We start from the raw sequence: 14137 nt of genomic DNA on the forward strand, positions 1-14137 counted from the left end.
CTGTGCTTGATCTGCATTGGTGACATGCAGCGGGTCAAACACACAACGCCTGAGCCGGATGGCTTCAAGAAGGAGTGTAACCTATGGGTTGCGGACGTGCATTGCTGTGTATTCTCTTACCGCCCCTCGCGGTCCTCGATAAAGGGTGCGGTACGGTTCTGTTGGTGACGCTGCTGACGATCGTGGGCTGGGTTCCCGGTGTGATCGGCGCCCTGGTGGTCAATTCGCAGTCGTAAGCAAGTAGAGTTGGCAACTCTGGCAGAGTTGGCGGCTCTGGCACAAGCTGAGTGAGTAGAGTTGCCAGCTCTGGCAGAGCTGGCAACTCTCTTATTTTCCGGAGATTATATTTATGTCAACCTCACAGCAACTTCATTTCGATGCCATTGTCTGCGACGGTCATTGTGACACGCTCGGCGATGTGCTGGCCGGCACGCGGCGCCTGCACGACCATGCCAACAGCGGGCATGTGGATCTGCCGCGCCTGCGGGCGGGCGGCGTGACCGCACAGGTGTTTGCCTGTTTCGTGCCGGTCAGTGAATATCACACCGGCGCCACCCGCCATGCGCTGCAGCGCCTGGATGCCTTTCACGAAACGCTGGCCGCGGACGATCGCGATCTGCTGTTGGCAACGGGCGCGGCCGACATTCGCCAGGCCAAAACCAGCGGCAAAATTGCCGGCCTGCTCGGTCTGGAGGGCGCCGAAGCCCTGGCCGGCAGCCTGGAGGTGCTGCGCTGCTTTCATCGGCTGGGCGTGCGGGTCCTGGGGCTGACCTGGAACTTTCGCAACGAGGTGGCAGACGGCGTGCATGATTCGGGCACGACCGGGCTGACCCCTTTCGGGGTGCGCGTCATCGAAGAGAGCAACCGCATCGGCATGGTGATTGATGTCTCGCATCTGTCGCCGGCCGGCCTGACCCACGTCCTGGCGGTCAGCCAACAGCCGGTCATCGCCTCGCACAGCAATGCGCGCGCCCTGTGCGATCACATCCGCAACCTGACCGATGCGCAGATCGAGGCTATCGCGGCCAAAGGCGGCTTGATCGGCGCGACCTTTGTGCCCATTTTTCTAACCTCACCGGAGGAGAACGCCACCCTGGGCCATGTTCTCGATCATCTCGATTACCTGATCCGGGTAGCCGGCCCTGACCATGTCATGATCGGCTCCGATTTCGACGGCATTCGCTTTGCGCCGCCGGGCATCGAGGACGCCAGTCACTACCCCGCCCTCACCGCCGGCATGTTGGCACGCGGACATGACGAAGCCACCGTCCGCAAGGTGCTGGGCCTGAACTTCCTGCGCGTGCTGGAAACCGTGAGCGGGCGCTAAGCGCGAGGAACCATGAATGATCTGCCACAAACCGTGCCGATGCCCAGGGTGTTCGTCGTCTTCAACCCGGTCGCCGGCCATCACCACGCAGCCACAACGCAGCGAGCGATCGAAGACCATTTCAGGGCGTTGGCCTGGCCGCTGGAAATCTACCAGACCACCGGCCAGGAGGTAGTGGCCGCGAGGGTGCGCGAGGCGTTGCAGCGCGGCTGCAACCTGGTTGCGGCGGCCGGCGGCGACGGCACCGTGTCGGCCGTGGCCGATGGCCTGATTGGGACCGGGGTGCCGCTGGCTATCCTGCCCTTGGGCACCGGCAATGTGCTGGCGCGGGAGCTGGGCGTGCCGCTCAACCTCGCCAGCGCACTGCAACTCCTCGACGGGCCGCAGCGCCTGCGCCAACTGGACGCCATGCGCGCCTGGGATCGGCTCCACCTGCTCAATATCAGCACCGGCATCAGTGCCCTGGCCATGGGGGATATGCACGCGGGGGAGAAACGCCGCTTTGGCCGGCTGGCTTATGTCTGGAGGGGTCTGCGACGCATCCTCGGCGCCCAGCCGTATCGGTTCACCCTCAGCATTGACGATCATACCTTCCACGTGCGCGCCTCGGAAGTGGCTATCCCCAACGCCAGCACCATCGGCCTGGCCCAACTGAGTTGGGGCGACCACATCAAAGTGGACGACGGCCATGTAGATGTCTGCATCCTGCGCACCCGCCATCCCGTGGACTATGCACGGCTGGCCTGGCACGCCCTGCTCCGGCAGCAGCGGCGCGACCCGGCCTTTCGTTCGATTCCCGCGCGGCGCAGCATTGTGATCGAAGCCAATCGTCCACTGCCGGTGCAGGGCGACGGCGAAGTGATCGGTCAGACCCCAGTGCGCATCGAGGTTCTGCCGTCGGCCATTCCCGTGATCGTGCCAGCAGCGGTGCGCGGCGGTTGGGGCATTCCGCTGTGGCCGCGGCTCTGAACGCAGGGCCTGTCCACGCGCAGATTGCCGTTTCTGGCCTATCTGTGAAATCTATTGCAAAGAGGATTGTCAACGCGGGCAATCAGGAGTATAATGGAGACAGGCAGGAGAGCAGCGCAGATGCATATCCTGCCCCTACCCCGTCTGATAAAAGAGGAACCGTACCATGCGAAACATAATTTGTCTACTCCTGGGCCATCGCTGGCACCTGGAACGGCGCGAACAACATTACGGCATTGTAGAAACGATCACCGTGTGCGATCGCTGCGGTGATCACTGTCTCGGCACCTTCGACGCGGAAACCGGGCAGCGCAACCTACACTTCGGCACACCTCCGGCCCGCCCTTAACCCTATCGGCACAACAACCAGCTTTACGAGCGGCAGCAGGCAACCAGCAATGGTTACCCACTGCCGCTCGACGCGTGTGGGGGGCAATTCGATCCCGCCTCTCTCAGGCAGGCGCCGCCCCCGACAACGCCATCACCGGCGTCGCGGGGGGAATCTGTTCTATCTGTTCCATCTGGTCCTCGCGGCGGAACTGGCTCATATAGAGATCGTAATAGACGCCCCCCTGCGCCAGTAGTTCATCATGCTTGCCCCGTTCGACGATTTCGCCCGCGTTGAGCACGAGCACCTGGTCGGCATTACGAATCGTGCTTAGGCGATGGGCGATGACGAAACTGGTGCGTCCGGCCAGCAGCTTGTTCAGAGCCAGTTGAATCTGGCGCTCGGTACGCGTGTCCACGCTGGAGGTGGCCTCATCCAGAACCAGGATGCGCGGATCGCTCAGCGCGGCGCGCGCAATGGCGAGAAGCTGGCGCTGGCCCTGGCTGAGACCGCTGCCGCGCTCGCCCAACAGCGTCTGATAGCCATCGGGCAGGCGCTCGATGAACTGATCCGCCTGCACGAGGCTGGCCGCAGCCATCACTTCCTCATCGCTGGCGTCCGGTTTGCCATAGCGAATGTTGTTCATGACGGTGTCGCTGAACAGGAACGTGTCCTGCAGCACGATGCCGATCTGTTGGCGCAGGCTGGCGGCCGTCACATCACGCACATCCACGCCATCGATGCGCACCGCGCCGGCGGTGACATCGTAGAAGCGCGGCAGCAGGTTGATGATGGTGGTCTTACCCGCACCAGTGGGGCCGACAATGGCGATGGTCTGGCCCGGTTCGGCCAGCAGGCTCACCTCTCGCAGCACGGGGACGCCCTTCTTGTAGGCTGCATGCACCCGATCGAACTCCACGCGGCCCTGAATGACCGCCAGCGGCTGGGCGTCGGGCTTGTCAACAACCTCCAGCGCCTGGTCGAGCAGGCCAAAGATGCGCTCGCCGCCGGCGATGGCGCTCTGAATGTTGGTCCACAGCACCGACACCTGCTGAATGGGCTGGTTGAAGCGCTGCACATAGTTGAGGAAGGTGATGATCAGGCCCAGGGTCACGGTGGTGCCCAGCAGATCGTTGCCGCGCAGCAGAGCAAGACCGCCCACGCCGGTGACGATGGCAATGGCAACATAGCCCAGCGCTTCCAACGTCGGCGCCAGTGCGCTGGTGAAAGCCACCGCGCGAATGTTGGCGTCCCGGTTGGCCGCGTTGGTCACCCGGAACTGGTCAATGTTCTCCTGTTCGCGGTTGAAGGCTTGCACCTCGCGCACGTTGGCAATCGTCTCTTGCAGATCGGCGTTGACGTTGCCGATCTCCTTACGGCTGCGACGAAAAGCCTTGCGCGCCTGGCCGGAGAACCAGAGCGTAGCCACGATCATGAAGGGCAGTACGGCCAATGAGAGCAGTGCATAGGCCCAGCTCAGGCTCAACATCTTATACATGATCCAGAAGATCAGGAGGATACCGCTGGTGACATTGACCAGGGCAAAGCTCATCACCTGTTGGATCGTGTCGGTATCGTTGGTGAGGCGGCTCATGATCGCGCCGGCCTCATGCTCGGCATAGTAGTTGAGCGACAGGCGGTGAATCTGGCGAAAGAGGTCATCGCGCAGTTTGCGCAGCACATGATTGCCGACCCACGACATGGCGTAGAACTGCAGGCCGCCGGTGATCGAACCGCCGATGTACAGGCCCACCACCAACAGGATCACGCGCCCCAAACCGGCCACCGTGTCTGCGCTGCTGCGCGTGGCGGCCGGGGTCGTGTCGAACCAGCAGGTGCTCTCAGCGGCCGTGACCTGCTGGGCCGGAAAGCCGCCGGCCCCCTGTGCGGCGCCGGTCAGGCGTGCGCTGGCGGCCGGAGTCAGATAGCAATCCACGGCCTGACCGATCAACTCTGGCGCAGTCACCTGCGCCCAGGTGCCGGCCACAACCAAAACGACCACCAGCAGCAGAACAGGCCAGAAGGCCTTGAAATAAACGCCGAAGCGACGCAGTGTCGCACCGACGCGTTGTGGTTTGAGCGTCTCTTGCTCCAGGATGGCACGCGGCCCCCCAGGTCCTCCCATCATGATAATGTCTCCTTATTCCTCGGTCAGGGCTACGTCGCTGACGAGTTGCGAATGATAGATGTCGGCGTAGATGGGGCTGTTATCCATCAGGTCTTCGTGCTTGCCACGGGCCACGATGCGCCCCTTTTCCATGACCAAAATTTGATCGGCGTTGACCACGGTGCTGATGCGCTGGGCGATGACAAAGCTGGTGCGGCCGTGCATCAACCGGGTGAGCGCCTGTTGAATCTGGAACTCGGTCTGCAGGTCAACCGAACTGGTGGAGTCATCCAGGATCAAGATCCGTGGATTGAGCAGAAGGGCGCGGGCGATGGCGATGCGCTGCTTCTGACCGCCGCTCAAGGTGGAGCCACGTTCGCCCACCGGCGTTTCATAGTCCGCGGAGAAGCTCATGATGAAGTCATGCGCCGAAGCCGCTTTGGCCGCCGCCGTCACCTCGGCCAGGGAAGCCTCCGGGCGACCAAACGCGATATTTTCGCGGATCGTGCCGCTGAAGAGATTGGTCTCCTGCAGCACAATACCGATCTGCGAGCGCAATGAGTCGAGCGTTACCTCGCGCACGTCGTGCCCATCAATGCGCACATGCCCGCTGCTAATGTCGTAAAAGCGCGGCAGCAGGTTGATGATCGTTGTTTTGCCGCTGCCGGTGGCGCCAAGCAGCGCGATCGTCTCGCCGGGTTTGGCGTCGAAGCTGACCTGGGAGAGAACCGGCTCGCCGCTATCGAAGTAGCGGAAGGTCACATCTTCGAACGTGACATGGCCCTGCACCGGGGGCAGCGCCGTCGCACCCGGCTTGTCAGCCACATCGTTCCTGGCGTCGAAAATCTCGAAGATGCGGCTGGAGGAAGCGCTGGCCTGCGACATCTGGCTGATGATGAAACCCAATTGACCGATGGGGAAGAAGACGTAGACCAGGTAAAGGCTGAACTTCTGCCATTCGCCGAAGGTGAGGGTGCCATCAATGATCTGTTTGCCGCCATAGTAAAGCACCGCGGCCTGGCCCAGGTTGGCAATCAAAAAGACGACCGGGAAGAGAAACGCGAAGGTACGGGAAACCTTGATATTCTGTTCCATCAGGCTGGCAGCCGCGACGTCGAACTTGCGCTCCTCATGCGGCTCGCGGGCAAAGGCCTTGACCACCTTGATACCGGTCAGGTTCTCTTGCAGAATGGTGTTGAGGCGCGAGAGGCGCTTCTGCACCTCGCTAAACAACGGCTGACTGATGGCGCCGAACACCATGAAGAGGAGGAGCGCCACCGGCAGCACCGGCAGGATGATCAACGTCAGCTTCAGGTTGGTGACCACCAGAATCGTGAGGGTGGCGGTCAGCAGCACGAACGCCTGCATCGCCAGCAGCAGACCTTGCCCGATGAAGAGGCGCACTTTCTCCACGTCGTCGGTGGCGCGAATCATCAACTGACCGGTCTGGTTACGGTCGTGATAGCTGAACGACAGGCGCTGAATCTTGGCGTAGAGGTCGTTGCGGAAATCAAAGGCAATGCTCTGCGACACCCGTTCTGACGTGTAGGCCTGCGCAAAGGCGAACATGCCGCGCATGATAGCAAAGGCGACAATGAGCACGATGGCGTTGACGAGCACCTGTTCGCCGCTGTTGCGGTAGGTATCCAACTGCTCAGGCGTCCAGCCCAGGCGCTGCAGGGCGGTGCTCAGAAAAGCCGCGGGCGTCTGCGCCAGTTGCTTGGCGATGACGCCATTGGTCACAGCATCAATGATATTCTGCACTAACTGCGGCACAGCCAATTGCGCCGCAGTCGAAATGAACAGGAACAGGTACGCCGCCGCGGTCAGGCGCTTGTAATGCCCCAGGTATTTGATGGCGCGGCCCAATCCTCCTTTGGCCGGCATATCCACCCGTTGTTTGTGCCGTTTGGCAAGTCGTGTTTGCACTCGAAACTCCTTTTTATTCTTCTTTGCGCTCAGGCGCCGCGCCCGGCCCGTTCGTGGCAAAATCCGGGGCCAGCCTGGCTAAGCAGCGATTGGCGCAGACGCGCCAGCAGTTCCAGGAGCGTGGTGGTATCGGCCGCGCTCAGGTCGCCGCACAATTGATTGAGAAACGCCACGTGGCTGGGCGCCTGCTCACGAATGCGGCTGCGTCCCAGGTCGGTCAGGCGAATGGTGAACGAGCGCCGGTCGTGCGCGTCCAGGCGGCGCTCGATCAGGCCCTGGTCTTCCAGCCCGCGCAGGAGCGAGCTGACGGTGTTCTTGCTCACGGCCTGATGATAGCTCAAAACCGAGGGGGAAAGGCCTTCCTGGTTGCCGCGCATTTCCTCCGCGTACAGGCGCATCAGCAGCCCCCAGCGCGGCCCGGAAAGCTGGCTGTCGCGCAGCCGCTCCGAAAAAATGGCATCGTACAGGTTGTTGACAATGCGCACCGAGCGCAACAGCTCCACACCGCTGATCGTCTCGATGCCGTGCTGCTGCATCAACTCCCGAAAGTCGCGATCATGAAAATGAATGTCCGCTGGTTGATTCATGGCTCCTTCTCGTGTCGTGTTCCAATCGAACAGCATTTAGTAACAGATAGAACTATTCGACGGCGAACTATTTTCTTCCCGAACGAGCACAAACGATGTGACGCTTCTTCCAATCTGTGGTATCATTTTCGCGTCCCGCTGAGGGGTTTTCACACAGGGACACAGGGGGTTCAGAGAGGACTTTTTGGTGTCCCTGTGTCCCTGTGTCCCTGTGTCCCTGTGTGAGTCGTTTTGTGTGAAGCAGGAAAGGAAATGGGATGGTAACAGCAATCATTCTGATCAATGTCGAGCATGGCCGCGTCAATGATGTGGCGGCGCAGGTGTTGGCGCTGCCGGGTGTCACCGAGGTCTACTCAGTGGGCGGCCGCTTCGACCTGGTGGCGGTGGCGCGGGTCAAGGACAACGATGCCATCGCCGGTCTGGTGACGGAGCATATGATCAAGCTGACCGGCATCCACAGCACGGAGACGCTGATTGCGTTCCGCGCCTACTCGCAGTATGACCTGGAGCGGATGTTTGCCATTGGCCTGTGAAGCCGCCGGCGCGCTTGCTCAGGCCAGTTCGATCAGTCTCACGAAGCCGGTGCTGACGCTCTCGAATGTGCCGCGCACATAGGCTTGACTGCCCCAGGCCAGGATGATCTCGCCGGCGCTCGCCAACGCGGCGGCGCGGCGTGCTCGTTCCCGCGTGGGGTTCGCATGGCCGGCCGTCGCCAGCGGGCCGACCGCCAACCCCACCGCGGCGCCCTGCCGGCTGGCGATTTGTGCGCCGCGGACAGCGCGCTCCACACAGGCGGAGAGGTGTTCACCGGTCTGTGACGCGACCGCGCACACCGTATCCGCGCCCACCGGCCAGCAGGTTGCGCCGGTCAGCGTTTGCGCCAGGGCCGCGGCGACCTCTGGCGCCGGCCCGCCCAGCCAGAGCATCACGCCATCGTTCATTTTCCGTATTTTCTCAATTCAATTTTGAACTCTTTGCTCTGGTTGGAGGTGTTTTGGCGGATGCCGTCGCCGAGGGAGACGCGGCTGTTCTTCAGCTCGATGACACCCACGGCGATGCCGTTGACGTAGAGCACCAGGTCGGGCCGCCGCGCGTAGTTGCCCCGCAGCGTGACTTCTTCCGCAATGGCGAATTCGTTCTGCTCCGGCTGCTCCCAGTTGATCAGCTTGACCGTCTCTGTGACCTGGCCGGCCTCGATCTTGGCCGGCACGCCGTAGCGCAGCAGGCTGTAGATCGCCTTGTTGTTGTCGTAGAGGCTGCGGTTGGGGTTGTCCGCCTCGGTGCGCAGCTTGTAGAGCGCCACGTTGATCTGCGCCGGCGCGTAGCCGCGCCTGCGCAGGTGAGCGGTGAGCAGCCCTTCCTCGATGTTGCTGTTATCGTCGCGGTCGGTCCAGTCGCCGAGGTAGCGGTAGCCGAGCTCGTCGCGGAACAAGGCGATCACCCGGTTCTGGGTGGCGCGTTCGGGTTGGCCGATGGTGCTCATTTCAAGACCTCCCAATGACCTGCTTTGGTTGGCCCAACATGACGAATGATCCCAGCGGACTTCATTCTTTTCAGGCGTCCTTGATGCCGTCTACGCTGACACCAAGCCCGGCAGCCAACTCTCTGACTTGAGATCAGGTTGGGCTTTCAGAACCTGAGGATTTTTCTTGGGTAGTTTCTTGGGTAGTTTCTTGGGTAGTTTCTTGGGTAGTTTTCTGGGTAGTTTTCTGGGTAGTCTCTACCCCGACCTTTTCTCCCAATATCCGCCTCGCCAGCTCTTCGCCGAGGGCCGCAATGAGGTGTTGTGGATTGGCATAGAAGGTTAGCATCAGCCCCGACATGTGATAGTCGAAGATAGGCAACGCGATGCCATGTTCTCGGCACTCACGGTTGATCTTGGCAATGCCGCGTCCCCAGGCTTCGATGTAGCCGGCGCGAAAAAACGCGTTGGCGATGAGCGGATTGTAAGGATTAGAGGGATGTTTCTCCTGCAAATGATCAAGCGTCCAGTTCTCCGGCAGTTGTCCGTAATTCCAAAAGACGATCCGATCCTCATAGACGCTGATCTGGATGGGTGCGCCGCCGCTGTAGTCCTTGTGGACGATGGCATTGAGCAACGCCTCGCGCAAAGCCTGCGGGGGAAACAAGAACGTCTCTACCCGATAGATGCCCTCATAGCTGATATAGGCTTTCAGGTATTTGGCAAAGAGGAGTTCCAGCGTCCTCTCGACCTGCTCGAACAGGTTGCCGTGGATCTCATCCTGATAGCGTAAATCATCATCCGTGACGAAAAAACCGATTTTGACATAGGCGCCGGTGGCAAATTTCTCGGGGTTGTCGTAGAAGAGCAGCGTCGCCGCCCGCTTGAGGTAGTGATCTTCGGTAAGCTGCAAATTCTCCAGCAGTAAATCAGCACTATCCTCCAGCACGGCTTCGGTCATGCGCTCGCTCTTGGCTGCTTTTTTCCTGAAAAGCTGGAGGGCGGCCTGGCTGCATTCACCGGCATGGAACCCTGGCACCGGCACACCATCCCAGCGTTTGCCCTGTTTGCGCAGCAGAAACTTGTCCAGCGCCGCGCCCTTTAGTTCCTGCTTGGTGCTGCCGCTGCGGTAATGGTATTCGCCCTTGTAGCTCACGGGATAGGGGTAGGGTTCGACCACGATCTCCAGATATTCCCGCTGATTTTCCGCGTGCAAATTCACATCCACGATGATGCCCAGGATGTCGCGCACCTTGTTGGGAATATCAACGAGCAATTTCTGCGCATCGGGAACCCCCACGGTCTCGCCGCGGTCGTTCTTGCCGATCACCAGCGTGCCCCCGTCGGCATTGGCAAAACCGCAGAGCCATTTCAGATACTCATCGCGCCAGATCTGCTTCCATTCGACGTTTTGCTCTTCTTTCATACCAGTCGCACCCTCCCGGTGAGCAATTCCTGCATCATGCCCTGCTTGACCTGCCGCGCCTTGACCAGCTTTCCCTCCAGCGCGGCGATCTCCGCGTCCATGTCGGAGAGGATGGTGGCGATGGCAGTTTGTTCGAGGACTGGTGGCAATAGCAACTCGTAGTTTTTCACTACGTTCCAGTCGGAGCGCGGCATGTGCGTCCCGTATGAGGAGCTTGCGACTTCAATAAACTTGTCGGTTTGAACCATCTGAAACAGGTAAGCGGTGGAAATAAGATTCTCATTTGGCGCGAATACCCAGATCTCAGTCGAGCAGACGCCGGCACAATCAGCCCACCAGTATTTCCTCAAATAGGCGCGGAGTTTTCCAAACAAAACATCGCCTGCACGAAAAACTGACTTCAGCGAAGACTGTCCTCCAGTACTCGAACTGCCCAAAAGTGCACCAGTTGCAGAACCGATATGTTCCAACTCGACGCAGAACTCCTGAACCCCAGTTCTTTTTGGATCAATCCGGTCGTGTCGAGGAGCGACAACATCCCCAAACCGCTTCACCTCCCACTCCCCACTGAACCCCGGCAGCCGCCTCTTGCCGGTGAGCAATTCCTGCATCGCGCCTTGTTTGATGCCGCGCTTCTTGGTGATGAGTTGCTCCAGCGATTCGATGAGGGCATCCGCATCGCTCAACGCCTCGGCGATGGCGCGTTGTTCGGCGAGGTAGGGGGGACGGGGACAACGAGATTCAGCAGTTTTGAGACAGATAATCCCGGCTGTGCAGATGACTCAGAGTACTGGTTGAGTCGCATTTCCCCCATAACAAAGGTAAGCCAGTGAATATCTGTTCGAGCGGAAGCCGTCACAACGATTGCATGCTCTGACGCAAAGAACCTTCCCTTTACCCCTAGAACATTTCCACACAGCGCCCCCTGACGCCCAATCAGTGAATAGCAGCCATCGTGGGTAAACCGCGTTGTAAAACCCCGCAGCCCATTGCCGCCATAGCAGGGGTATTCGGAGAACTGGTCGATACCCGCGCTCGTTATTCCCTCACCGCTCTTCATGGAACAGACCGCATCGAGTCCTTCAACCGTCCAATCCTCCGGAATCACCCCGACCTCGGTCTGCTTGTAGCCTGGCTTCAGTTCCCCGCTCATGGCTGCGCCTCGGTTGCGGAATCCCATAGGTCGCGATAGGCATAGACGTAGTCAACCGTTGCGATCGGATCAATGTCGAAGTAGTAGCGGCAGAGTCGCTTGTAGAGCAAAAGGGCGGGTTCGTAACTGCAAAAATCAAGAAGGCCGCTCAATGCCTGCTCGATCGGCCGGACATCGCGGCTGCCCGACCGTAGGATAGATTCGACGACCGGCGTGTATTGTCGCACCGCAAGCGCTTGGAGCTCGAGGATAAATTCCGCCAATTGCTGAAGAGAGCCAAGCAGTGCAGCGTAATCGTTCACAGGACTTTCGGCTTGGGAAGGCTCTGCCATCAACGCGATCAGCCTCCTAGTTCACGCTCATAGTCGTCATGATCGCCAATGAAGTACCAGTAAATCACATTGCCATCCAGTAGACCCAGGGCACGATGGGAAAGTCCAATGCGGATGGAATAAATTGGCTCTTGTTCACTCACCCGCTTGAAGCGTAGACTACCGGCGAAAGGATTCATCCGCCAAAGATGGTAGGCTCGATAAGCACGCCGTTGAACGTCTGGGGAAAGCCTGGCGAACTGTTGCCAAAAACTTGGCATAGCATGGGACTTCATTCGGGGAGGATTCTCCCATCTTTGGTGAAGACCATGGGTTTCGCCTGGCCGGCACGGATCTGCCCGCGCACGCGCTTCGCCATCTTGGTCAACTGCACCTGCGTCGCCGCAAATTGCGCCTCCCATACCGCTTCATCCGCAGCCACGCTTGCCGGGTCCGCTTCTTCGAGCAGCGCAAATTCATCCAGCGTTTGGGTCTGCACAAAGCGCGCATAGTCCACAATCTGGCGGATACGCTCGGCGGGCAACGTGTGAATAATACTCACCAATGCCTGTTCATACGTTGCCGTCTCTAATATAGTTTGTAGCGTCATGGTTTAACCTCCCAATTGTCCGTCGCCATATGCCAACATTGTACCATATCCAACCAGGCGCCGCGTTTATCGCGGGTGCGGTTCAGGTCTTTGCGTGCGACGCACCTTCCAAGCGTTCTGAGCCTGGCAACGTGTGTGGCCGGCGCGGCGCACGCATCCTCTGCTCTTCAAATTCGCCATCGTGTTTTTGCAGGCACGCGGCGCTGTTTCAGCGCGCAAATCCCATCTTCGCCAGATGCGCGTTCACCCTGGCTTCCAACTCGGCCACGCGATTGACTTGCTGGGGCATGGGGGTCTCGTAGCGTTCGGCCAACTCCCGCACGCGCTGCGTCAGCGCCTGGCTGATGCGATCCATCTCGCCGTGGATGGCGGCGGCCAGCGCGGCCAGCCATTTGTCGTCCACCACCAGGGTCTTGATCTCGGCCCCGGTCAGTTTGGGGTAGCGGGCGTAGGCTTTGGCGTCCAGCTCGGCCTCGGCGTCCCGCAACTGCTTCTTCAGCTCGGCCTCGCGGTTGCTCAAGGCCAGCCACTTGTCCAGCACATCGGCTTCCGCGCCGGCCTCGTCATTCGTGTTGTAGATCGCCCGGGCCTCGCGCAGCCGCGCGCTGACGTTAGCCCGGTTCACCTTCTCCAGCTCGGCGAAGATGCCCTCCTCGCCGCCCTCCTCCTCTTCCAGCTCGGCCAATTCCGCGGCGGCGCTTTCCAGTTCAGCCGCCAGCCGGTCCAGGGCCGCCTGCCCGTAGAGCGTGACCCTGGCGCTGGCGGCGTCGCCCACCTTCAGCAGCAGCGAACCAGAGCCGCAAGTGGGGTCATAGACGGTCGTCGCGTTGCTCGTGCTGGCGTCGCGGATGCCGATGATCTGCGCCATGATGCGGCTGACTTCGGCGGGGGTGTAGAACTGGCCTTTGCTCTTGCCGCTCTCGGTGGCGAAGTGGCGCATCAGGTATTCGTAGGCATCGCCCAGAATGTCGTCGCCATCCGCGCGGTTCTTCGAGAAGTCGAGCGCCGGGTTCTCGAAGATGGCGATGAGGTTGGTCAGCCGGTCCACCATCTCCTTGCCGCTGCCGAGCTTGGTCGCGTCATTGAAGTCCGGCATATCGGACAATCTAAACCTGATTTCTCAGCCTGGTGAGGGGCAGTGTGTGCGGGTCAGGATGATGTTAAGTCATTTTTGGTAACTGCTCACCCTGCAGGTTGATTTGGACAGGATGAACAGGATGAACAGGATTCTTGCTCTGTGGTGTGCAAAACTACCGCCACGAGAGTTCGAATATCCTGTCAATCCTGTGAATCCTGTCTGAATTCCAGGCAGGCTGAGCAGTTACCATTTCTGTCTGAAACTACTGCCCGCTGAGGTCCCCACCCGTGGTGGGGAGACCGAGTGACGGTAAGATCTTGATACGCGCAGGCAGCGATTCGCCCAGCAGGTTGCCGCTGGCATCATTGACAACCGCCCGGAAGTCGTAGTCGCCCGGTGGCAGGTCCGCCGGCACGCTGAACTGCCAGGCGCCATCCGGGCCGGCCGTCGCGGCGCCCAGCGCCTTGTCGCCGGCGTAGAGGGTCACGGTGCTGTTGGGCGGTGCGGTCCCCGTCAGGCGTTCGCCGGCCGGAAGCTGACCGCCCGGCGGCAGGTTGATCGTGGGGGGCGCCAGCGGTTGGGCGTCGGCCGCAATCGTGAACGGCAACGGATCGGCGAAGACCTCGCTGCCGTCGGTGTCCACGGCCGCCAGACGCAGGACATGATCACCGGCTGCCAGCGCGACCGGCGGCACGAAGCTCCAGTTGCCCGCCGCGTCAGCCGTCACTTCAGCGAGCAATGTCGCGCCATCGTAGATGCGCACCCTGGCGCCAGGTTCGGTCGTGCCACGGAAAAGGGGCCGACTGGTGTGCAGCGGTGAGACCAGCGCACTGGTCAAGACCGGCGCCTT

The 14137-nt window shown here is 60.6% G+C and carries 16 protein-coding genes and 1 pseudogene; 5 read left to right on the top strand and 12 right to left on the bottom strand.

The window, feature by feature from the left end; all coding sequences use genetic code 11:
* Positions 1-83 precede the first annotated feature (83 nt).
* From IPF85_RS14430 to IPF85_RS14445, 4 genes are all read left to right on the top strand, one after another.
* Entirely contained in the window at positions 84-236 is a 153-nt protein-coding gene (locus IPF85_RS14430; RefSeq protein WP_343408779.1) for a YqaE/Pmp3 family membrane protein, read from the top strand.
* A 113-nt stretch (positions 237-349) separates the two neighbouring features.
* Positions 350-1327, top strand: coding sequence for a dipeptidase (locus IPF85_RS14435; RefSeq protein ID WP_343408780.1), 978 nt, complete (start codon positions 350-352; stop codon positions 1325-1327).
* 12 nt (positions 1328-1339) lie between these two features.
* The gene (locus tag IPF85_RS14440; RefSeq protein WP_343408781.1) at positions 1340-2296 is read left to right on the top strand and encodes a diacylglycerol kinase family protein; all 957 of its coding nucleotides are present in this window, start codon (positions 1340-1342) and stop codon (positions 2294-2296) included.
* Positions 2297-2462: 166 nt separating this feature from the next.
* Positions 2463-2645 carry a hypothetical protein gene (locus tag IPF85_RS14445; RefSeq protein WP_343408782.1) on the top strand — a complete coding sequence of 61 codons (183 nt, stop codon included), beginning with the start codon at positions 2463-2465 and terminating at the stop codon, positions 2643-2645.
* Positions 2646-2748: 103 nt separating this feature from the next.
* On the opposite strand, the gene IPF85_RS14450 is transcribed toward IPF85_RS14445, so the two are convergent.
* The 3 genes from IPF85_RS14450 to IPF85_RS14460 are packed head-to-tail and all read right to left on the bottom strand — an operon-like array spanning position 2749 to position 7247.
* Positions 2749-4752 (bottom strand): ABC transporter ATP-binding protein, encoded by a 2004-nt coding sequence (locus IPF85_RS14450; RefSeq protein ID WP_343408783.1) that lies wholly within the window; start codon positions 4750-4752, stop codon positions 2749-2751.
* A gap of 12 nt (positions 4753-4764) precedes the next feature.
* Positions 4765-6660, bottom strand: coding sequence for an ABC transporter ATP-binding protein (locus IPF85_RS14455; RefSeq protein WP_343408784.1), 1896 nt, complete (start codon positions 6658-6660; stop codon positions 4765-4767).
* A 29-nt stretch (positions 6661-6689) separates the two neighbouring features.
* Complete coding sequence (locus tag IPF85_RS14460; protein WP_343408785.1) at positions 6690-7247, bottom strand: MarR family transcriptional regulator; 558 nt, start codon at positions 7245-7247, stop codon at positions 6690-6692.
* 257 nt (positions 7248-7504) lie between these two features.
* On the opposite strand from IPF85_RS14460, the gene IPF85_RS14465 reads away from it, so the two are divergent.
* Positions 7505-7780, top strand: a complete 276-nt coding sequence (locus IPF85_RS14465; RefSeq protein ID WP_343408786.1) for an Lrp/AsnC ligand binding domain-containing protein — start codon at positions 7505-7507, stop codon at positions 7778-7780.
* Between the two features lie 18 nt (positions 7781-7798).
* Here the strand turns inward: IPF85_RS14465 and IPF85_RS14470 are convergent, their stop codons facing one another.
* The 9 genes and pseudogenes from IPF85_RS14470 to IPF85_RS14510 form a co-directional block, all read right to left on the bottom strand.
* Complete coding sequence (locus tag IPF85_RS14470; RefSeq protein WP_343408787.1) at positions 7799-8188, bottom strand: hypothetical protein; 390 nt, start codon at positions 8186-8188, stop codon at positions 7799-7801.
* Positions 8185-8730, bottom strand: a complete 546-nt coding sequence (locus IPF85_RS14475; RefSeq protein ID WP_343408788.1) for a type I restriction endonuclease — start codon at positions 8728-8730, stop codon at positions 8185-8187. Before IPF85_RS14475 ends, IPF85_RS14470 begins: the two co-directional genes overlap by 4 nt.
* A 133-nt stretch (positions 8731-8863) precedes the next feature.
* Entirely contained in the window at positions 8864-10135 is a 1272-nt protein-coding gene (locus tag IPF85_RS14480; RefSeq protein WP_343408789.1) for an ATP-binding protein, read from the bottom strand.
* Entirely contained in the window at positions 10132-10821 is a 690-nt protein-coding gene (locus IPF85_RS14485; protein WP_343408790.1) for a restriction endonuclease subunit S, read from the bottom strand. Before IPF85_RS14485 ends, IPF85_RS14480 begins: the two co-directional genes overlap by 4 nt.
* Entirely contained in the window at positions 10818-11288 is a 471-nt protein-coding gene (locus IPF85_RS14490) for a restriction endonuclease subunit S (protein WP_343408791.1), read from the bottom strand. The genes IPF85_RS14485 and IPF85_RS14490 overlap by 4 nt, the downstream gene beginning before the upstream one ends.
* Entirely contained in the window at positions 11285-11623 is a 339-nt protein-coding gene (locus IPF85_RS14495) for a hypothetical protein (RefSeq protein WP_343408792.1), read from the bottom strand. Before IPF85_RS14495 ends, IPF85_RS14490 begins: the two co-directional genes overlap by 4 nt.
* A gap of 268 nt (positions 11624-11891) precedes the next feature.
* Entirely contained in the window at positions 11892-12209 is a 318-nt protein-coding gene (locus IPF85_RS14500; RefSeq protein ID WP_343408793.1) for a hypothetical protein, read from the bottom strand.
* 208 nt (positions 12210-12417) lie between these two features.
* Positions 12418-13317 (bottom strand): annotated as a pseudogene (locus IPF85_RS14505) (N-6 DNA methylase); the annotation flags it as partial.
* A gap of 232 nt (positions 13318-13549) precedes the next feature.
* Complete coding sequence (locus IPF85_RS14510; RefSeq protein ID WP_343408794.1) at positions 13550-14125, bottom strand: Ig-like domain-containing protein; 576 nt, start codon at positions 14123-14125, stop codon at positions 13550-13552.
* Positions 14126-14137: the final 12 nt, after the last annotated feature.

The sequence above is a fragment of the Candidatus Amarolinea dominans genome, from assembly GCF_016704685.1.
GTDB classification, from domain to species: domain Bacteria; phylum Chloroflexota; class Anaerolineae; order SSC4; family Amarolineaceae; genus Amarolinea; species Amarolinea dominans.